Source organism: Mucilaginibacter boryungensis, from assembly GCF_015221995.1.
Taxonomy (GTDB): Bacteria; Bacteroidota; Bacteroidia; order Sphingobacteriales; family Sphingobacteriaceae; genus Mucilaginibacter; species Mucilaginibacter boryungensis.
The window spans coordinates 1453648-1472282 of sequence record NZ_JADFFM010000002.1 but is presented as its reverse complement, the minus strand read 5'-3'; the positions used below and the strand labels follow the sequence as shown (position 1 = coordinate 1472282).

Here is an 18635-nt window from a genome sequence, read left to right as displayed (position 1 = left end):
CGTTTTAATTTGAGGCCATTTTTTGACCGGTTTCTTCTTCTTTGTTCCCTTGCGGTGCTTTGGCATTAGCCGGGTGGCTATCTTTTAAAGATTCGATATAATTCGCCACATCGGCGATCTGTTTAGGAGAAAGCTGCTTTTCCCAGGTCGGCATCCCTTTGGCAGCTACACCATACTTAATAGTTTTAAACAGGTCATTGATCTTACCGCCATGCAGCCAATACTCATCTGTTAAGTTCGGCCCAACATTTCCCTCAGCATTAGCACCATGGCAGGGCGCGCAGGTTTGACTGAAGATAGCCTTACCCGATGCTAACACCGCAGGATCGGCAACCAGTTTCACCGTATTCTCGTCTACGCGGTTAGCCGACTTACTTAAGTATTCTTTTTTAGCAATGTCCGCCTGGGCTACCTCAGTTTTATACTCGTCGTACTGTAGTTGTCCTATACCGAATACGTGATAGATCAGCAGGTAGCAAAATCCGAAAACGATTGTACCGTAAAACAACCACATAAACCAGGCTGGTGTCGGGTTATCCAGTTCCTGAATGCCATCATAATCATGTTCGATCAGGATAGACTTCTCTTCCGACATCGGCTTCAGGGAAAGTAATTTCAGCAGCTTTTTATTTTCTTTTACTTTGGGTTCAGTTGTGGCCTCTTTAGACGGATACCGCATTTCTGCGATCTCCGCCGGGGTGTGGCCCTGAAGACGCAGGATGGTATATTCCATTGCTTTAAAGGCACGGATTAAAACAAGGAAGGCAACAACAAATAGCAACAACATACCTACAATAAGGCCATAGCCGATATAATTTTGCATGCTTCCGCTAATCAAACTGTCGCTTTTTGCGCTTGCCTGCTGAATAGATAACAGGCATATCGGTATAATTAATAGCTTCTTCATGGTTAAGAAAGATTTGAAGGTTGAATTTCATCCCCGTCCTGTAACGGCAGGCTGCTCATGTGATCGATGTGGGCCTTCCGTATGCGCAGCAGCAGGAATGCCACAACGATAAAGAATACCAGGAAGATGCCCAGTGAAGACAGCAGGTAAACCTGGTGCCCGGATATATTTTCTGTGAATTGCTTAAACATGGTGTTAATTATTATTGGCGGTTTTATTTGCTTTAATGTCGGTTCCCAGTCTTTGCAGATAAGCTATGATGGCGACGATCTCCTTATCTTTTTTAACTTTTATATGGTCGATATAAAGATTATCGGAAATCTCTTTAGCCTGTTTCTCCAGGTCAGCATTGGCTTGCTGATCATAACCTTTCGCATATGGCACACCCAGGGTTCGCATCGCCCTTATCTTTGCTGCGGTGGTGCTGGTATCCAATTTCTGGGTCAGCAACCAGCCATATTCCGGCATTATACTGCCGGGCGACATCAGCCGTGGATCCATCAGGTGATTATAATGCCAGGCATTACCATATTTACCACCCTCGCGAGCCAGGTCAGGCCCGGTACGTTTGGATCCCCACAGAAAAGGGTGGTCATAAACAAATTCTCCGGCTTTACTGTATTCGCCATAGCGCTCTGTTTCAGAACGGAAAGGCCTGACAGTTTGAGAGTGACAGTTAGAACAGCCTTCCCGGATATAAATGTCCCGGCCCTGCAATTCCAGCGGCGTGTACGGTTTTACACTGGCAATCGTAGGTATGTTAGAGGAGATCGTCAGCGTCGGCATCAACTCAATCATCGAGCCGATCAGAATAACAACCAGCGACAACACCATGAACTGTATAGGCCTGCGCTCCAGGCGACGGTGCCAGCTGCCTTCTTTTGCAACAGTAGCTACCGGTTCCAGTGGCATCGCCTGGGCGGCTTCATCAGCTACAAGGCTACCTTGCTTAGCTGTTTTGACCAGGTTAAAGGCCATCACAATTACGCCCAGCAGGTAAATGCTACCGCCTATTGACCGCATTACGTGCATCGGGATGATCCGTAAGGTGGTTTCCAGGAAGTTAGGATACTTCAGCATCCCCTCAGCGGTAAACTCTTTCAGCATCAGGCTTTGGGTAAAGCCAGCCCAGTACATTGGTACTGCGTAAAAGATGATGCCCAGCGTACCGATCCAGAAGTGAAAAGCGGCCAGTTTTTTCGAATAAAGTTCCGTTTTATAAATGCGCGGAATCAGCCAGTATAAGATAGCGAAAGTTAAAAACCCGTTCCAGGCCAGTGCACCAACGTGCACGTGGGCAATAATCCAGTCGCTGAAGTGGGCGATACTATTGATCTGTTTTAGAGAAAGCATCGGCCCTTCAAACGTGGCCATACCGTAACCGGTTAAGCCAACAACCATAAATTTCAGGACCACATCATCACGCACCTTGTCCCACGCGCCGCGCAGGGTAAGCAGGCCGTTGATCATACCGCCCCAGCTTGGTGCAAGCAGCATAATAGAGAAAGCCACACCTAATGATTGTGCCCAACCCGGCAAGGTGGTATACAATAAGTGGTGAGGGCCTGCCCAGATATAAATAAATATCAGCGCCCAAAAATGCAGGATACTTAATTTATAAGAATAGATTGGCCTGTTAGCCATTTTAGGCAGGAAATAATACATCATGCCCAAGTAAGGCGTGGTCAGGAAAAACGCAACTGCGTTGTGGCCGTACCACCATTGCACCAGTGCATCCTGTACACCTGCGTAAACCATATAGCTTTTAAAAGCAGAAACCGGTAACTCGAATGAGTTAACGATATGTAATACGGCAATAGTGACAAACGTGGCGATATAAAACCAGATGGCCACATACAAATGCCGCTCACGGCGTTTGATGATCGTACCGAACATATTCCAGCCGAATACCACCCAGATCACCGTAATGGCGATATCTATCGGCCATTCCAGTTCCGCATATTCGTGGGAAGTGGTTAGCCCTAAGGGAAGTGTAATTACCGCGGAAAGAATGATCAGCTGCCAGCCCCAAAAATGGATATTACTCAGCCAGTCGCTGAACATACGCGCTTTCAGCAAGCGCTGCAGGGAATAATAAACACCCATAAAAATGGCGTTTCCCACAAAAGCGAAGATCACCGCATTGGTATGCAGTGGCCGGATACGCCCGAAGGTAGTAAACTGGTTGTGCATGTTAGCACCAGGATGATATAACTGGATAGCGGCGATGAGGCCTACCGTCATACCAATAATGCCCCAAATTACGGTAGCGATACCAAAATTTCGGACGATCTTGTTGTCATAATAAAATTTTTCCGGCTGCATAAAGTATTGTCTTTTTTATGGGTGTAAAACTATAAAGGGGCTTGGAGTGACAGAATGATGACAGTTGTTTTTAAAAGTGATTTAGGTCACTTTTCTTTCTCTTCGGGTTGTTCATCTTCCAGCAGGATACGCATGGATGGCGTATACAGGTCATCGTTCTGGCCTGTTCGCTGCGCCCAAAAAAAAGCGCCGAGAAAAACCAGTGCCAGCAGGACGCTGCAGCCGATGAGGAAATAAATAATGCTCATAACAATTTTCTCCTTTTAGCAGTAAAGTGGGTGGCCAGTGTAGTAAATGAAATAATGGTCGCAGTGCTTAGCGGCATTAGTATCGCTGCGATCAGCGGGGAAAGTTTTCCGGTGACCGCATAAGACAGGCCGATAATATTATAGGTCAGGGAGATTAAGAAAGATAAATGAATAATGATCACTGTATCCTTAGAGAATCGCAGAAATAACGGCAGTTTTTCAAACGACCGGCCGTCGAGTATCGCGTCGCTTCCCGGTGAAAAGTTATTAACGTTGTCGGTGACGGCGACGCCCAGATCACTTTGACGTAATGCCCCGGAATCGTTCAGTCCGTCGCCAAGCATCATGACCTTTTTACCTTGCTGTTGTATTGCTGCTATAAAATCGAGCTTTTGCTGCGGCGACTGCCCGAAGTGCATACGGTTGCCCTCCCCAAAATACTGGAGCAATTCGTGTTTTTCCTGATCCTGGTCCCCCGACAGCAGGTAGAGCTGGTAGTCAGGTTCGAGGGCGCTTACCTGTTCCATACCCTGGCGGTATTCATGTTTAAATCCAAAATACCCCAGGTACTGGCCATCAATCATCAGGTGTACGCGGGTCATATCGGCGGCCTCGTGATAATTTCCGAACAGCAGTTTGCCGCTGCCGATCCTCAGTTCGCGACCCTTCACCCTGGCGGTGATGCCCTGGCCGGGTATTTCGGTATAATCGCTGACCGCCAATCGTTCCTGTTCGCCGAAATAGCAGCAGATCATTCGGGATAACGGGTGCGTGGAGTTTGCGCAGGCACTGTAAATTAGCCCGACCTGTCCATCGCTGAGCTGGCTTTGCAGCTCGGTATTCCGGCCATTGCCGGTGGTAATGGTGCCCGTCTTATCCAATACGATGGTATTAATCTTTGCCAACTGCTCAACCACCGTGGTGTTTTTCAGATAAAAAAGGTTGCGGTCGAAAATACTGAGCGCTGCCGACATGGTGAATGGCGTACTTAGTGCCAGTGCACAAGGGCAGGCTACGATGAGCACAGCAGTAAAGGCGTCGATACCACGGCGCAGGTCTGTAAACACCCAGGCCAGCAGTGCCGTCAGGGCGATCACGATCAAAATGACCGTAAAATATTTGCTGACAGTCTCGTTAAATGTCCGCATACGGTTATCCTGCTTGCGAGTAAAGGCTTCATTATTCCAAAGTTGGGTCAGGTAACTTTGGGAAACCGGTTTTATGACCTCCAATTCAATGGATTCACTGGTTTGGCGGCCACCGGCATATATGATCTCGCCCAGGGTCTTGCCCACTGGAACAGACTCACCGGTCACAAAACTGAAATCGATCAGGGCATTTCCTTTTAACAATATGGCATCGGCTGGTATGATCTCGTTGTGGCGGATCAGTATCCGGTGACCCGGGCGCAGTTCCGATAAGGGTAATGGTTTTTCAATGCCTTTTTCAAGGGTTTGAACCGCTACTGGGAAAAAAGAACGATAATCTCGTTCAAATGAGATATGATGATACGTCTTTTGCTGTACGAATTTGCCGACCAGGAGGAAGAAAATCAGCCCGCAGAGCGTATCTGCAAATCCAGCTCCTGTATGGGTCAGAACTTCTGCCGCTGTCCTGATAAACAGGACGGCGATACCCAGGGCCAGCGGGAAATCGATATTCAGTATCTTTTTTCTCAGGTTTTTCCAGGCCGAGGTAAAATATGCACGGCCACTGAAAAACACGACCGGCAATGTAAATGCCAGGTTTATATAGCCAAAGAAATGTCGAAAGGTCTGTTCAAAGACCGAAAGGCCAAGATACTCCGGGAAGCTGAACAGCATGACATTTCCAAAGCAGAAGCCGGAGACAGCGATCCGTTGCACAAGGTTACTCTTTTCGGTCTTTTGCTGTTTCTTGATGATATCCTGCAGGCTGATCAGCGGTTCGTAACCGATATCAAAAAGCAATTCAACCAAGCCGCGCAGGCTGATCTGTTGGTGGTCGAACCTGACCACCAGCTGTTTTTTTAAAAAGTCGACCCTTGCATAGTGGATCCCGGGATTGAAGCGGCTCAGCTGTTCCAGCAGCCAGAGGCACGAGCTGCAATGGATATGCGGAATATATAAGGTGATGATCGATATGCGGTCATCATGAAAGTCCAGTAATTCGTTGATGATAGATGGCTCCTCCAGGTATTCGAAGCGTTTATCCAGCTTATCGCGCGTGGCACCCGGGTGGTCGTTATACCGGTAATAGTTGCACAGGCCGCTGCTTGAAAGGATCTGGTAAACATTTTGACATCCCTGGCAGCAAAACTGTTTATTGTCCGCCAGATACAGGTTAGTTTCACATGCGTCACCGCAGTGATAGCAGTTAGTTTTTACCGCTGGTATAGTTTCGGTCATTTTCATGTTTTAATGGTTCAAAAATGCGGGTTCGCCGGAACCGGGGGAATGACCATCGTCGGTACAAAATATGATCTGTGTCACTTTTTGAGAAAAGTGTGACCATAGCCCTAAATTCAGGTGGGTTTAACCGCTGTCCGTGAATAAAAATAAACTGGTAAATCTGCGGGAAACAAGTGGAGCCGGGTTGTCATACAAGGCAGGCCAGTTGCCGCGGTGTATACGCCAATCCGGCTTAATTAATGACATACCCTGCGGCAAAAATGACCTTCATCATTTTTTGGGGATACCCCCTTGGGTAAATTTGCCAATTAACTCTTGTGAATGGACATACCTAAGATATTAGATATAACCGCTGTTGAAGAAAGCCTGAAGGGCGCTGTCCTGCTGGAAAAATTCGGGGCCCTGCCTTTGGGTGGGCATATGGTATTGAATCATGACCGGGAACTCAAACCATTTTATTTCCAGTTGCTCGAATATACGGGCCGGAGTTTTAGCTGGAAACAATTGGAGAACGGGCCGGAGATCTGGCGGGTCAAGGTCGGTAAACGATCGAGTGCGCATTGCGATGACAGCATTGGCCAGATGGTCACCAATGATTCTCGTAAAGCTGCTGTATTTAAAGAATTGGGCATAGACTTCAGTTGCGGGGGAGCCAGCACCCTTACCGAGGCTTGTGAGGTACTGCAACTGGATGTGGACATGGTCCTGTTAAAGTTAAAAGGTGATTTGCCGGCGACGAGCTATCCGGCTATGGATTTCCCACATTGGGACACCGGCTTTTTTTGTAAATACCTGATCAACCTGCACCACGGATATGTACGGGCCAACCTGCCATTCCTGCTGGAAATGTGTGAGAAAATATCCCAGGCTTACGGAGCGAAATATACCGAACTCCGTGAAGTACAGACGCTGGTGAAGCAAGCGGCGGAAGGATTGGCCGCCAATATGAAGCAGGAAGAAGAATTTCTTTTTCCCTACCTCACCGATTTAGCCTATGCGCTGAAATCGGGAACACGGCTGGCCGCACCTGAGCAAGGTTCGCTAAGGCCGGTCATTTATGCGATGGAAGCAGCCCATGAGCGGATCTATGATACCTTTTCCCGGATAAGGCAGCTTACCAATGGCTACCAGGTTCCAGATTATGTCACACACGGTTTCCGGATACTCTACAAAATATTGCAGGAATTCGAAAATGACCTGCAGATGCATTTGCACCTGGAAAACAATATCCTTTTTCCGGCTGCTATCCGGAATGAAAACGAACTCCTGTTCCGGCAATTACAGGTTGAACCCACTTTTAAATCTTAACACAAACCTCATCGATTATGAGCCATACATTTCACATACCGGTCTTAGGACTGGGCTATTCTATAGATACCCCATTAAAGGTTGCCCGCTATGGCATATCTTCGGTGATGTCGATCGTCGATGACGAGCTGATCGAAAGGATGCGAATCTATCATGCCGCCGAATGCGGTGAAATATTTGAGCCGATTGGCAAAAAAGAACCCGATGCGCGGGCCAGGCGGATCACCGCTTATCTCGATCTGGTGGCCCGGCAGGTAGACTGGCAATTCGCAGCAATGCTGGAATTACCCTTCGAGCCGGGGAACGACCTGTGCCGTTATTTTGAGTTGCTGCCGGAAAATGCGCGATTGCGCCAGGGCTACGAACTGATGCAGGAATTTAAGGACCCGGAGCAGCGTCATTATTTTCAGGGCCTGCTTAAAAGTGAGATGACCCCAGGGGCGATAGATGTCAATATCATGTCGAAAGTGGATAAGATGAATTATGCAGCCGATGGCCAAGCCCTGGGCGACCAGTTCACCGACGCACTGGCTGCGCTCCGCGGTTTTGCAGAGAGCCGGCTGGCTTCCTCTGTTGTCCTATCGGCAGGATTGAACCCCCGCCTTTACAGTTACCTGGAATCTTTTGATTGCTTCCTTCCGGATACTGACGGAAAACTACGCAAAAAAGTCACCCTAAAGGTAAGCGATTTCCGTTCGGCCTTTATTCAGGCTAAGTTTTTGGCGAAAAAGGGCATTTGGGTTTCCGAGTTCCGCGTAGAGTCGGGTTTGAATTGTGGCGGCCATGCTTTTGCGACAGAGGGCTTTTTACTGGGGCCTATCCTCGAAGAATTTAAGCAAAAACGTCAGGAAATGGTAGCCGAGTTGTTTACCGGTTACCAGGCAGCCTTACTGGAAAAAGGAATTACGATTGCCGCCGCGCCTGCGCAGCGGTTAAGCGTTCAGGGCGGCATCGGCACCGCGGGTGAGAATCATTTCCTGATGCAGCACTACCAGGTGGATGCAACCGGCTGGGGCAGCCCTTTTCTGTTGGTGCCGGAAGTGACCAATGTGGATGAGGCTACCTTGCAGCAGCTGGAGCATGCCGGCGAAGAAGAATTTTACCTGAGCGGGGCATCTCCATTGGGTATCCTATTCAATAATTTTAAAAACAGCACTGCCGAGGTACAGCGGCTGAAGCGCCTGGAAAATAATCGCCCGGGCAGCCCCTGCACCAAGAAATATTTATGTACTAATACCGAATTCACGGAGCAGCCCATTTGTACTGCTTCGCGGGAATACCAGCACCTGAAACTGCAACAGCTGGATACACTGGAACTTAGTGAACCTGAATATGAGCAGCAATACCAGATGATTACGGAGAAGATCTGTTTATGTGAAGGGCTTTGCGCTTCCGCCTATTTAAAATATGATCTATTGAAACCCCGTGAGAATAAAGCTGTCGCTATCTGTCCAGGGCCGAACCTGGCTTATTTTTCCCGGATCTATTCCCTGGAAGAAATGGTGCGTCACATTTATGGTGAGCTTGACTTGTTGGGTAAGATCAAACGCCCGCATATGTTCATCAAGGAGCTAAATTTGTATATCGATTACCTGCGCACCGACCTGCAGGCACAATTAAAGGGCTTGACCGATAAAAAACAAAAACAGCTAACCAAATTTAAGGCGCAATTACAGGATGGGATCAGCTATTACCGAGACCTGTTCAGCAAGCAGGCCGACCAAACCTCAGCTTTGATCCAGGACTGGATCAGCGAACTGTCCATGTCAGAACTGGAACTGAGTCAGATTGAGGTCTGATCAGGCCATCAAAAAAGGCCGCTCTTTTTCAGAACGGCCTTTTGTTTAATGATATTTTTTTCAGGGGCGTTTAGGCATGATGATTACCGGAACGGTGATGTGATAGGCAACGTCAGCATTCTGGCCGCGCTTAAAAAAGCTTTTCATTTCCTCCTTCGGACGTAACATCAGCGCCATGATATCTGTAGGCTTGTTCGCTTTCAGCCATTTCCAGTCGCGGACAGACTGGCTGTCATCGATGCTGCGAAAATAAACACCACCGCAGTTCAGGTCACGGTAAAGCGCGGTTTGCAGTGCCTGTTCCTTAGTTTGTACCTCTTTGTCCGGCTGGGTTCTGCATAAATGAGCGACCATCAGTTCAGATCCAAACGATTCCATCAGTTCCCCTAATTCTCCAATGCTTTGGATATCTTCCCCTTTCAGTGTGGTCGCATAAGCGATCTTTTCAGGGTTCATCCTAACCGTGTCATGAGGTACAACCATGACTGGTATTCTGGCCCAGTCAATGACCCGGTTGCAGGTATTGCCCAATATATAATTGGCCAGTTCTTCCCCATCGGGTACACCAGTTACCACCATGGCAATATCGGTATGCCCATCAATAGCAGTCATAATATCTACCAGTTCGGTATGCCCGGCGTCAAAGCTGATCTCCGGTAACCTGCTGCCGGTAAAGGAACTTGCGGCCAATTCCTGCTCCAGTTGCAGGGCATAAGCGGCCAGGCCATTATCCGCAGTTTCCTCCATTTCTGGTTCTCCGCAGGCGGCCTGCAGTTGTGGGACGGTTGCTGGTATAAGATTAAATAACAGGACATTAGCTTTCATTTTTTTTGCCAGGTGCAGGGCATAACGCCCCGCTGTATGGGCGCCTGAGCTTTGGTCGGTCAATACGGCTATCGTCTTCATGGATTTAGGATTGTGCAGTGGTCAGGTTGCCCGCCATAACGGTTTCGGCATAGGCAAAAAGTTCTTTTTTGGTCTTTTTGATTCCCGCGAATAAGGCGGTCAGCCCATTCTGCAGGTCATTATAGCGATCCAAAAAGGTCAGGTCCATGGGTTTTTTATTATCGCCAATATAAGGTTCCAGGAAACCCAGGAATTCTGGGACGGCACACCTCAAGGTCATCAGCTGGTTTTCCTGTCCTTCGATTTTTTGGCGGAATTCCGCCGCTGATCCAAAGCTTTCCGTAGCCGCGGCATCATATTTCAGCAGGATGTTCCGGAAGAACCGGGCTTCATCTTCTAAAAAAGAAATGTCATCCTGCCAGTGGCGGGCCAGGATATATAATTCCTGCAATTCAGTTTCCAATTCGGTATCTGGTGGTAGGTTACTCATGGCTATATTTTTTAATTTTTATGATCTGGTCCCGGGAATACCAGCAGCGGCAGCTGTAGGTGACCGGCCATTTGTTTCGTATGACTGTGGGCGAATAATTCGCCGAAAAGATTGCGGGGTTGATGCACCATGGCCAGCATATCGATCTGACCGTGGTCGCATATCCAATCCAGGCCTTCGTCAACGCAGTCGTTTCGGATGAGGCGGTAATAGATATTTGGGTAATCGGCGTTATTGGATATGCCCAACAGGTAATCAGCTATCTTTTCCTTTAAAGCAGGACTTTCGTTTTTTTCACTGCAGATATGTACAAGCAGTACCTCAGCATTGAGTTGCCTTGCCCAGTAAACCAACTGGTAGATGTGTTCAAGGTCGTTTTTCGGGTCTTTAAATTCGGTAGCAAAAGCGATTTTTTTTACCGGGCTGAATTTTGTGCCGGGGGCAACCAGGAGCACGGGCTTGTCTGCGCTGTCAATCAGGTTGGAGGCATGGTTACCCACCAGCAGGTCACTGAATAAGCCACCTTGATGGGTGCCGCTGACGATCAGCGCGTGGTCTGGCGTTGCTGCCAAATCCTTTACTACGTTGGCCATGATGCCGGGCTGGCTTTTGCAGCTGACCACCGGGCGAAAGCCGTCTGCAGGTAACGAGGAGTCCAAGGCTTCCTTAAAATCGTGCAATGCCGTTGCGCTGTCATCCAGTAACAATTCATATTCTTCGTCCTGACAGAAGACTATGCCTGCCTGCGGGATCTCCGCGGGTATGATGATGGCGTGGCATAGCAGGACATTCGACCGGACCCGCCGTGCCAGTTGATAACCATAGCGGGCGGCGTCTTTTGAACCTTCGGAAAAATCAGTGGCAATAACAATTGTTCTCATGCTGTTATACACTTGTTTTGTTGATGTAAAGTTGGGGATTGACCACGGGGTAAAAAGTGATGCGCATCACTTTTTACCGTGATCCTGTGCGGTGTCGGAAATGCGGTTTCTCTTTAAAAGCCAGTACTGAGATCAGGAAATTTTATGACCCTGCGCATTTTCCGGACGGTGGCTTCGCTGCAACTTTGGGTGGTGAAAGCTGATAGGCTGCACTAATTAAACGATCTATGACCATATACAAGCAATTCACGTTCGATGCCGCCCATTTTCTGCCCGATGTACCTGAAGGGCATCGGTGCCGTCAAGTACACGGCCACACCTATTACTTAACTATTTACGTGACAGGGACTGTCAGTACAGAAGAAGGATGGGTGATTGATTTCAAAGACTTGAAAGCCGTTGTTAAACCGCTGGTTGATCAATTGGATCATACCATGCTAAATAAGATCGAAGGGCTGCAAAACCCGACCGCAGAAAATGTGGCCCGCTGGTTCTGGCAGGGTATCCAATCGGAAATACCCGGATTGAGCAGGATCGAATTAAAGGAAACGCCGACCTCGGGTGTTATTTATGAAGGGGAGGATCAATGATCAGAAAAGCGGCCTTTCTGGATTCGTTGAGTCGGCAATACGAGCAAGGGCTTGCAGAGGAATGCGAAAAATATAACCTGTGCCGTAGCTGTTCTGCTGACCGTTTGGTTACTGACCTGCCGCCTATCCTTCAACGTTATCTGTCTGATAGCGGCTATATCGGTAAAGAAACATTGATCTGTTGCCAGATGGTTTGGAAGGAAGCTGCGCTGCGAATGCATCCCGGTAGTCGCTGGACAACGGTGAGCTGCCGGCAGATCAACTTTTTACCGTCCCCTGCCAGGCTGGTACTGATGCGGGCCCGCCTGTTCGGTTTTCTGCCATTTACTGCCCAGGATATTTTCCAGGACGGACATGGTGGATTGCTCGTCCGCCTGCTGGACAAGCTGCGCGTAGCAGAAGGTACTGGCCCGTTGATGGACCGCTCTGAACTGGTGACCGTGTTGGCGGAAATGATGATCATCCCCGCCTATGCGCTTTGCCGCTATATCACCTGGCGGGAGATCGATCCGCTTACCATAGAAGGCACCATCAGTATCCAGGATGTGACAGCAAAAGGTATATTTTACTTTAATACCGACGGACTGGTGGAGCGATTTGAAACTCTTGACCGCTATTACAATAACAACGGTACTTATCAGAATTATCCCTGGGTGGCTATGGCGGAAAAATATAAGGTTCGCGGTGATATCCGGTTCCCCTCTGTGTTCCAGGCACTCTGGAAGATGCCGGGAAGGGAGCATGTCTATTTCAAGGGAGAGATCGCCAGGTTGCAATTCAATAGCTTTTAGCCTGCTTCACTTAAGCCTGTGCGCTGCCTGCTAAAATACAGGGCAATGAACAGGGTGATCCATAATAAGATCGCATTTAACTGGTGGAACGAGGCATACCAGATTAAGTGCGCTGAACTGCTTTCCAATAGGGAAGCGATCCCTAAAAGTATCTGAAGCAATGTGAGCAGCAACGGCCATTTCCGCCAGCGGTTTAAGAAGTAATCCGGGCTGGTCTTGCCCGCCAGTACATACCAAATAAGCATACCCGTTAAGATCAGGTACGCATAAAGCCGGTGAACGAACTGGATCAGCAGCGGATCATTGCAAAACTGGCTGATGAACCCACCAGGCCGGAGGTGGACGGGTGGAAAGAAATATCCGTTGATTGATGGCCAGGTTGGCGCGAATAAGGCCGCATGTGTTCCGGCCATAAAGGCACCATAGGTCAGTTGCTTCAGCAACAGCAATATTAATACCATCGTGAGGACATGTAACGCGCGGTAATTACGGGTCTGAGTTCCTTTTACCCTCAGGCGAAGTAGTAACCAAACCATAGCCGCCAATAAGATCAGCGCGAGCAGGAAATGTACGGCCAGCCGAATGTGGCTAACGCGGACATCCGTGTCGTTTAATCCACTTTTAACCATCAGCCAACCAGCGATAGCTTGCAAAATTCCGATCAGGAATATACCTGTCAATGGCCAGATTAATATCCTGCCGATCACCCGCCGGTAAAACAGCCAGGCAAATGGCAGCATAAAAACGACTCCCAGCAAGCGCGCCCACTCGCGGTGCAGCCATTCCCACAAATACAGGTATTGATAGCCGCTAAGCGTCAAATCTATGTTTTGTTTTTTAAATTGCGCGATCTGCCGATATAAAGCAAAACTTCTTTCCCATTCGGCATGACTAAGCGGCGGTAAGGCGCCCAAAAAAGGCTGCCATTCGGTAATGGATAGCCCTGAACCGGTCAAGCGGGTTATGCCGCCCAACAGGATCTGAATGATGACCATCCCGATGCCCAGAGCCAGCCAGCGACTGACCTGACGGTTGACTTTTGCAGTTTCAACGGACATTTGTTCCTTCATTTTTTAGCATTAGTGTAAATGCCGACGATGCTCATGGCTGTTCAAAACGGCCAGAAAGCTGTTCAATATGAATTTTGTAGATGATAAGCCGGACTTTAGTCCCTACGTCGCTATCCTTTTCGGTGATCCCATGTGCAGGGTGATCACCCGGGTTTCTGGACAAAGGCATCAGTCGGTGAATTAACCCCTGCTGCAGCCGTTCCTTTTCAGCTAACTCATTTACTTCTTCGAAGCGGCCCTGAATGATTACGCTTTTCCAGTTAAAGATCGTATGAACCCGATCTACCTCGAAGCAGACCGCCGGGTTGAGGCGCATCATCCGTATCTTTTGACCTTCAGCCGATTGTCCGTAGATGTAGGAGCCGCCGAAACCATAATTTACCGGCACGATATATGTTCTACCCTCGGCATGGCAGGCAATTCTGCCGGTCACCTGCTCTCTTAGCAGTTGCTCATTTGTGTCTGATCGAGTTCTCCCAGCATTTGTTTTGTTTTTAACATCAAAAATAAGCTTCATTCGCCCCCAAAAAAATGACCAAAGGCGAAGCTAAATGTGACCATGATCATATCTGTTTGGTATCTGTCATCATTGCCTATGGTTTGAAGTCTCCTGAAATTTACGCTCATTAAACTCCACAAAAGCAAATGAAAAAACTACTGATACTCACTGACTTTTCTCCGGCCGCTCATAATGCCGGCCTGTATGCGCTGCATTTGGCTCAGGAATTAAAGCATAGCCTTATATTGTGTAATTGCTGGCTGAGCCCTACGGAAGCACCCGGAGTAGCACAGGTGGCTTGGCCACTTGCCGATGATCGATTGATAAAACGGGAAGTGGCTGACCAACTGAAGGCTGAAGCCAAAAAACTGACGGAGAAACGACATGAACCGGGACAGCTTTTCCCGGATCTTTTCAATCCGCCGCTGGCCTGTATATCAGAAGCCGGCGAATTGACCGAGGTATTGGCAAAAATTACCGAGGACCAGCCAATAGCCATGGTAGTTATGGGTTTATCAGGCGCCGGAAGCCTTGAACGGCTTTTTATTGGCAGCCATACTAAAAATGTCGTTAATAAAGCCACTTATCCGGTCTTGCTGGTTCCCCGGGATTTTATTTTCCGTCCCATCCGGCGGATCGCGTTCGCTACCAGGCTGGATAAGGGTGATATTGCTGTCCTGCATTCATTGGCCGGCTTGACAAAGGCCTTCCAGGCCGAGATCGATATATGCCACGTCTCCGATGAAAAGTTCGAGGAGGGAGAAGATAAATTCAGGGCGGATATCTTTATGTCGGAACTATGCGCACGTGTGAACTATGCGAATATCCACTATCATCATATCAAAAGTATGGATGTGGATCATGGGCTTGACTGGATATACGAACATAGCCAGACGGACCTGGTGGTTATGGTTCACCAGCACCATGGCTTTCTTCATCGCCTGTTTGCCCGAAGTCACACCCAACAGTTGGCCAAACATATCGACCTGCCGCTTTTGGTTTTCCCGCCCGCCGAGGTGCTGCCCTGTAATGCGGACAGCCAAACCCGCCGTTGTCCAGATAAAACCCGCCGTTTACCCCAGCCTTTAAACTGATGATGTGGGTGCACACCTCACCACCATTTTATCCCGTGCGCCCTCGGCGGCGATGTATATCGCCGCACGGATCGCATATTCATTGGATTTAGAAAACATAATGATCGGATTTAATCAACGTCCTGTAAGGGGTTACTTGGGAACGTTCCTACAAAGATTCAAGCTTTGCTGTTCATGGGGACATGACCAGGGTCCACGCTAAAATGGATGCTGGTCAGGTAGCTACTTTACTTTTATCGAAGCGGGTGATCGCCAAATGAAAAGTAATGCTGAGCTTATCATTGGTTTTGATCATGCCGCCTAATTTACGCGGGGGGATCAGGTTGAAATCTGTGAAGGTGACATCACGTGTGCCCAACAAATGAATTTCTCGCTGAGAATCGGTGGAAACCTGATAAGCAATCTCAAAGCGTTTTTTCATGCCAGCCAGTTCAATATCAACGAGGCCGGTGATAATTTCCAGTTGTATAGCATGTGCGGGCATTTTGCTGAGCGAAAGGAAACTGATCCTTAGTACCGGTATCAACGGTTCTTTCAATGTCTTGCGAAGGTCATTGGTCATGATCGCATTATGACAGTCAAAGCTCCGTATCTTCAAAACAACGGTACCCGAAAGCGCAATGTTCCCCCGCTCTTTGGTCAGTGTGAGGGTATCTGTTTGACCGTAACCGGGAATATCGCAGGCAAATTTATTGATGTTGGTACTCCCGTTAATTGTTAAGCTGCTCGTTTTATTAATCAACCATTTTTCAGCATCACCCGGGTCGGCAGTTTTTCGTGTGCTGGTAAATCCGGTCAGCAACAACAGCATCATCAACCATCCTAAATTTGCGAAGCGCATAGCTGTAGTTTTGATCAGGGATTGATTTTAGCGAATACCATTCCCGCCAACGTGGCTTGGACCAACCCATAAAAGAACCAGCTGCTTACCATAGCAACGGTAATATCCAGCGCGCTGAAAGATATCCACATGACCGGTAGCAGGGCAATGAAGGCATAGACTAGGCCGAATTCGATGCCTCTTAAAATGAAGTATCCTTTGAACATCCCTTTGAACCGGTCCCAAAACCACGAAAGCGCAAAACTGAATACAAAAGCATGGAGATAAAAGAGTATATCCCGGCTGCCGTCGGAATTGAACAGTGGATTAAAATATTCAGTAAAAAGCGATGGGAAATATTTGACGGCTAGGTAAAGGCTGCCATAGCTTAGCACAAACAATGTACAACCAGCGATCAATCCGGAAAGCAGGATCCTTTTCATGTTAATGGAGGAGGGAAATAAGCCCTCTTAAACTTTAAGAGGGCTTAGAATTAAAGCTTTGGTTGGTTAAAACGAGATCGCTGCCTGAATGACCAGACCGCTGAATTTGCCGCCGTTAAAAAGGCTGGTCGCATCATAGCCTTTATACTGCTGGCTCACGTACTCGCCTTTCATCATAATGTTTTGGGTAAGAAACCAGCCGGCAGATGCTGCAGAGCGGTTGACCGTTACATCGCTGCTGTTGCCGGTAATGGTTGCGTTCACGGTGTCGTAGCGGTAACCAATCCAGAATTTTTCTGTTTCAGCCGGGAAGCGGTAGACCAGGTCGCCTGCATATTGTTTGGCAGTGCGGTTGCTGGTTTCAGTGATTGCACGGCCCTTGGCGTTTTCAATCGTTCCGAAAAATTCAAGCCCTTGATATTTCAGGAACAGGTTACCCATGAAGCTATGATTCTCCTCGCTGAAGCCTGGATTGAACCTGCCGGAAAAGGCATTATAATCGACAGCCTGTGTCAGCGTGGTTCCCGCCGCGGTTATCGGGTTTGACATCACGTTAAAGTAGTTCGAGCCAGAGCGGTCACCGCCGAAAAGGGTGTTGCTGTTCGCACTGCTAACCGTATAGAACGATCCTGAGATCCTCAATCTGAAATCGGGGTTCAATTGTTTGTCGTAACCCAGTTTACCCAAAAATGCCGGTGGGAATTTATTCACCTGGCCTGTTGCTGCATCTATCTTTGTTGGCGCGATGGTCACCGCATTCAGTTCGCCATCTGTAATACCGCCCATAGCGAACAGCCCTGTTTTCTGGCATTTGTAATACACATGCATCCCAATCTCGGTAGCGAATTCGTCCATTACATAATTCTCTATGAATGGATTGTAGATCGTGTTTCCCCCATCCGATCTGCGGAAATGCTGATCGCCATAGTCCACATCAGATTGGCCGACCACGAAAGTTACGTTTTTCATGATACCATCTACCAGCGGGCTGTGCAGGAAGGGCATTTTGTCGATCTGTAAATAGCCGCCTTTTACCCAGGTATCCTCATGGTGCCTGGCAGAAAGGTAAGAGGTCAGGTTCAAACGGATACCATCTGCTAATTGGACATCAAAGATAAGGTTGGCCATAGGCAGGTTAAAGCCGTTATACAAAGGCGTAATACTGTTTACGTCGCCGGTTGATGTACCTACTGTTTTGATAACCGGGGTAGCTGTATTGGAAGCTTTCAGGGTTTGGTAGGCCAGGGTAAAGCCACCCCCGATATTTACTTTAAGGCCAGTGAATTTTATGGTATCCATTTTACTGGTTTCAAACACGTTTATACCCTTTTTATTATTGGGCCGGTAAAACTGCATTTGCGCGTCCTGTGCATGGGTAACAATGGGGGTAAAACCGATCCCTGAAAGGGTTATGGAAGCAATCAGGATTAAATATTTATTTTTCATAACAGTGATTTTTATAAGTTTTTAGTTAATAGTTGATTGTTTTTGTAAGTTAGGTTGAATTGGATGGTCAGGTCGTTTTTGACCTTCATGGCGCCCAGCATAAAGCTTGGTGGCTCAATCTTATAGTCGGTAAGCTTCAGGTTCTCAGAACCGGTGACGGTGATCGTATTATCCGGGTTAACCGTAGCCGTGATATTCATTATGATAGTTTGGGTAACACCCGCGATGGTCAGATCGCCTGTCGCTTTTACCTGATACTTATTCTTTCCGGCCGGGTTTATGGTGGCAGAGGCCAGCTTATAGGTAACCTTTGGATATTGGTCGGCCTTCATCGTTTTGTAGGTCCTGCTGTCCATCGATTCATGTTCGCTTTTCAGGCTTTTGGCATTTACTGAAAAGGTGAAGGCGGCAATGCTGTGAAGCTGGTTCTCATCGATCTTGAATTCCCCCTGGCTCTCCATGGCTGATGACGTCAATGTCCAGTCATGCACATTTGATGAACCGAGCACCTTGATAGTAGCATCTTTCTCAGGGGTTAATCTGAACGTCTGAGCCGGCAACTGCTGGGATGTTACGCCTGTGATGATTGCTGCGAACACCAGGGCGAACACTGTTTTTTTATGGAAGTGATTCATAACATATTGTTTTAATTACGGCTCAAAAGTAGCCTGCTCTGCCGGGGTGGAGA

General features: G+C 48.1%; 19 protein-coding genes. 5 read left to right on the top strand and 14 right to left on the bottom strand.

All coding sequences use genetic code 11. From position 1 onward, the window contains the following. Nucleotides 1–4: 4 nt before the first annotated feature. From IRJ18_RS19375 to IRJ18_RS19355, 5 genes are all read right to left on the bottom strand, one after another. Nucleotides 5–907 (bottom strand): cbb3-type cytochrome c oxidase N-terminal domain-containing protein, encoded by a 903-nt coding sequence (locus IRJ18_RS19375; protein ID WP_194107938.1) that lies wholly within the window; start codon nt 905–907, stop codon nt 5–7. 2 nt (nt 908–909) lie between these two features. Next, on the bottom strand, nt 910–1098 hold the full coding sequence (locus tag IRJ18_RS19370) for a hypothetical protein (protein WP_194107937.1): 189 nt from the start codon (nt 1096–1098) through the stop codon (nt 910–912). Between the two features lie 4 nt (nt 1099–1102). Beyond that, nucleotides 1103–3232: a cytochrome-c oxidase, cbb3-type subunit I gene (gene ccoN / locus IRJ18_RS19365; protein ID WP_194107936.1), complete on the bottom strand. Its 2130-nt coding sequence runs from the start codon at nt 3230–3232 to the stop codon at nt 1103–1105. Nucleotides 3233–3318: 86 nt separating this feature from the next. Beyond that, nucleotides 3319–3480 (bottom strand): cbb3-type cytochrome oxidase assembly protein CcoS, encoded by a 162-nt coding sequence (gene ccoS, locus IRJ18_RS19360; protein ID WP_194107935.1) that lies wholly within the window; start codon nt 3478–3480, stop codon nt 3319–3321. After that, nucleotides 3477–5873 (bottom strand): heavy metal translocating P-type ATPase, encoded by a 2397-nt coding sequence (locus tag IRJ18_RS19355; protein WP_194107934.1) that lies wholly within the window; start codon nt 5871–5873, stop codon nt 3477–3479. The genes ccoS and IRJ18_RS19355 overlap by 4 nt, the downstream gene beginning before the upstream one ends. Nucleotides 5874–6191: 318 nt before the next feature. On the opposite strand from IRJ18_RS19355, the gene IRJ18_RS19350 reads away from it, so the two are divergent. Continuing rightward, on the top strand, nt 6192–7178 hold the full coding sequence (locus IRJ18_RS19350; protein WP_194107933.1) for a DUF542 domain-containing protein: 987 nt from the start codon (nt 6192–6194) through the stop codon (nt 7176–7178). Between the two features lie 17 nt (nt 7179–7195). Then, the gene (locus IRJ18_RS19345; RefSeq protein WP_194107932.1) at nt 7196–8977 is read left to right on the top strand and encodes a hypothetical protein; all 1782 of its coding nucleotides are present in this window, start codon (nt 7196–7198) and stop codon (nt 8975–8977) included. Nucleotides 8978–9037: 60 nt separating this feature from the next. On the opposite strand, the gene IRJ18_RS19340 is transcribed toward IRJ18_RS19345, so the two are convergent. Genes IRJ18_RS19340 through IRJ18_RS19330 form a run of 3 tightly spaced genes read right to left on the bottom strand, consistent with a single transcriptional unit; the run spans nt 9038 to nt 11194 of the window. Further along, entirely contained in the window at nt 9038–9883 is an 846-nt protein-coding gene (locus tag IRJ18_RS19340; RefSeq protein WP_194107931.1) for a universal stress protein, read from the bottom strand. A gap of 4 nt (nt 9884–9887) precedes the next feature. Further along, complete coding sequence (locus tag IRJ18_RS19335) at nt 9888–10313, bottom strand: hypothetical protein (protein WP_194107930.1); 426 nt, start codon at nt 10311–10313, stop codon at nt 9888–9890. An 11-nt stretch (nt 10314–10324) separates the two neighbouring features. Further along, nucleotides 10325–11194 (bottom strand): universal stress protein, encoded by an 870-nt coding sequence (locus IRJ18_RS19330; protein ID WP_194107929.1) that lies wholly within the window; start codon nt 11192–11194, stop codon nt 10325–10327. 227 nt (nt 11195–11421) lie between these two features. Here IRJ18_RS19330 and queD point away from each other — a divergent pair, with 227 nt between their 5' ends. Together queD and IRJ18_RS19320 are read left to right on the top strand one after the other, a co-directional pair. Continuing rightward, a complete protein-coding gene (gene queD, locus IRJ18_RS19325) occupies nt 11422–11784 on the top strand; it encodes a 6-carboxytetrahydropterin synthase QueD (RefSeq protein ID WP_194107928.1) in 363 nt (120 codons plus the stop codon). After that, nucleotides 11781–12575, top strand: coding sequence for a DUF6920 family protein (locus IRJ18_RS19320; RefSeq protein WP_194107927.1), 795 nt, complete (start codon nt 11781–11783; stop codon nt 12573–12575). The genes queD and IRJ18_RS19320 overlap by 4 nt, the downstream gene beginning before the upstream one ends. Here the strand turns inward: IRJ18_RS19320 and IRJ18_RS19315 are convergent. Together IRJ18_RS19315 and IRJ18_RS19310 are read right to left on the bottom strand one after the other, a co-directional pair. Beyond that, the gene (locus IRJ18_RS19315) at nt 12572–13645 is read right to left on the bottom strand and encodes a COX15/CtaA family protein (protein ID WP_194107926.1); all 1074 of its coding nucleotides are present in this window, start codon (nt 13643–13645) and stop codon (nt 12572–12574) included. The genes IRJ18_RS19320 and IRJ18_RS19315 overlap by 4 nt on opposite strands. Nucleotides 13646–13676: 31 nt before the next feature. Beyond that, on the bottom strand, nt 13677–14162 hold the full coding sequence (locus IRJ18_RS19310) for a pyridoxamine 5'-phosphate oxidase family protein (protein WP_194107925.1): 486 nt from the start codon (nt 14160–14162) through the stop codon (nt 13677–13679). Between the two features lie 128 nt (nt 14163–14290). On the opposite strand from IRJ18_RS19310, the gene IRJ18_RS19305 reads away from it, so the two are divergent. Then, entirely contained in the window at nt 14291–15238 is a 948-nt protein-coding gene (locus IRJ18_RS19305; protein WP_194107924.1) for a universal stress protein, read from the top strand. Nucleotides 15239–15452: 214 nt separating this feature from the next. Here IRJ18_RS19305 and IRJ18_RS19300 read toward each other — a convergent pair whose 3' ends face one another. The 4 genes from IRJ18_RS19300 to IRJ18_RS19285 all read right to left on the bottom strand — a co-directional run bounded on the left by IRJ18_RS19300 (nt 15453) and on the right by IRJ18_RS19285 (nt 18582). Continuing rightward, the gene (locus IRJ18_RS19300) at nt 15453–16079 is read right to left on the bottom strand and encodes a YceI family protein (protein ID WP_194107923.1); all 627 of its coding nucleotides are present in this window, start codon (nt 16077–16079) and stop codon (nt 15453–15455) included. A gap of 14 nt (nt 16080–16093) precedes the next feature. Further along, a complete protein-coding gene (locus IRJ18_RS19295; RefSeq protein WP_194107922.1) occupies nt 16094–16501 on the bottom strand; it encodes a hypothetical protein in 408 nt (135 codons plus the stop codon). Between the two features lie 66 nt (nt 16502–16567). Further along, nucleotides 16568–17947, bottom strand: a complete 1380-nt coding sequence (locus IRJ18_RS19290) for a hypothetical protein (RefSeq protein WP_194107921.1) — start codon at nt 17945–17947, stop codon at nt 16568–16570. Between the two features lie 11 nt (nt 17948–17958). Continuing rightward, complete coding sequence (locus tag IRJ18_RS19285; protein WP_194107920.1) at nt 17959–18582, bottom strand: YceI family protein; 624 nt, start codon at nt 18580–18582, stop codon at nt 17959–17961. Nucleotides 18583–18635 lie beyond the last annotated feature (53 nt).

Excerpts from the sequence above, each read along its gene's own strand:
- IRJ18_RS19375 (WP_194107938.1), bottom strand. The coding sequence starts at position 907 with ATGAAGAAGCTATTAATTATACCGATATGCCTGTTATCTATTCAGCAG.
- IRJ18_RS19370 (WP_194107937.1), bottom strand. The coding sequence starts at position 1,098 with ATGTTTAAGCAATTCACAGAAAATATATCCGGGCACCAGGTTTACCTG.
- ccoN (WP_194107936.1), bottom strand. The coding sequence starts at position 3,232 with ATGCAGCCGGAAAAATTTTATTATGACAACAAGATCGTCCGAAATTTT.
- ccoS (WP_194107935.1), bottom strand. The coding sequence starts at position 3,480 with ATGAGCATTATTTATTTCCTCATCGGCTGCAGCGTCCTGCTGGCACTG.
- IRJ18_RS19355 (WP_194107934.1), bottom strand. The coding sequence starts at position 5,873 with ATGAAAATGACCGAAACTATACCAGCGGTAAAAACTAACTGCTATCAC.
- IRJ18_RS19350 (WP_194107933.1), top strand. The coding sequence starts at position 6,192 with ATGGACATACCTAAGATATTAGATATAACCGCTGTTGAAGAAAGCCTG.
- IRJ18_RS19345 (WP_194107932.1), top strand. The coding sequence starts at position 7,196 with ATGAGCCATACATTTCACATACCGGTCTTAGGACTGGGCTATTCTATA.
- IRJ18_RS19340 (WP_194107931.1), bottom strand. The coding sequence starts at position 9,883 with ATGAAGACGATAGCCGTATTGACCGACCAAAGCTCAGGCGCCCATACA.
- IRJ18_RS19335 (WP_194107930.1), bottom strand. The coding sequence starts at position 10,313 with ATGAGTAACCTACCACCAGATACCGAATTGGAAACTGAATTGCAGGAA.
- IRJ18_RS19330 (WP_194107929.1), bottom strand. The coding sequence starts at position 11,194 with ATGAGAACAATTGTTATTGCCACTGATTTTTCCGAAGGTTCAAAAGAC.
- queD (WP_194107928.1), top strand. The coding sequence starts at position 11,422 with ATGACCATATACAAGCAATTCACGTTCGATGCCGCCCATTTTCTGCCC.
- IRJ18_RS19320 (WP_194107927.1), top strand. The coding sequence starts at position 11,781 with ATGATCAGAAAAGCGGCCTTTCTGGATTCGTTGAGTCGGCAATACGAG.
- IRJ18_RS19315 (WP_194107926.1), bottom strand. The coding sequence starts at position 13,645 with ATGAAGGAACAAATGTCCGTTGAAACTGCAAAAGTCAACCGTCAGGTC.
- IRJ18_RS19310 (WP_194107925.1), bottom strand. The coding sequence starts at position 14,162 with ATGAAGCTTATTTTTGATGTTAAAAACAAAACAAATGCTGGGAGAACT.
- IRJ18_RS19305 (WP_194107924.1), top strand. The coding sequence starts at position 14,291 with ATGAAAAAACTACTGATACTCACTGACTTTTCTCCGGCCGCTCATAAT.
- IRJ18_RS19300 (WP_194107923.1), bottom strand. The coding sequence starts at position 16,079 with ATGCGCTTCGCAAATTTAGGATGGTTGATGATGCTGTTGTTGCTGACC.
- IRJ18_RS19295 (WP_194107922.1), bottom strand. The coding sequence starts at position 16,501 with ATGAAAAGGATCCTGCTTTCCGGATTGATCGCTGGTTGTACATTGTTT.
- IRJ18_RS19290 (WP_194107921.1), bottom strand. The coding sequence starts at position 17,947 with ATGAAAAATAAATATTTAATCCTGATTGCTTCCATAACCCTTTCAGGG.
- IRJ18_RS19285 (WP_194107920.1), bottom strand. The coding sequence starts at position 18,582 with ATGAATCACTTCCATAAAAAAACAGTGTTCGCCCTGGTGTTCGCAGCA.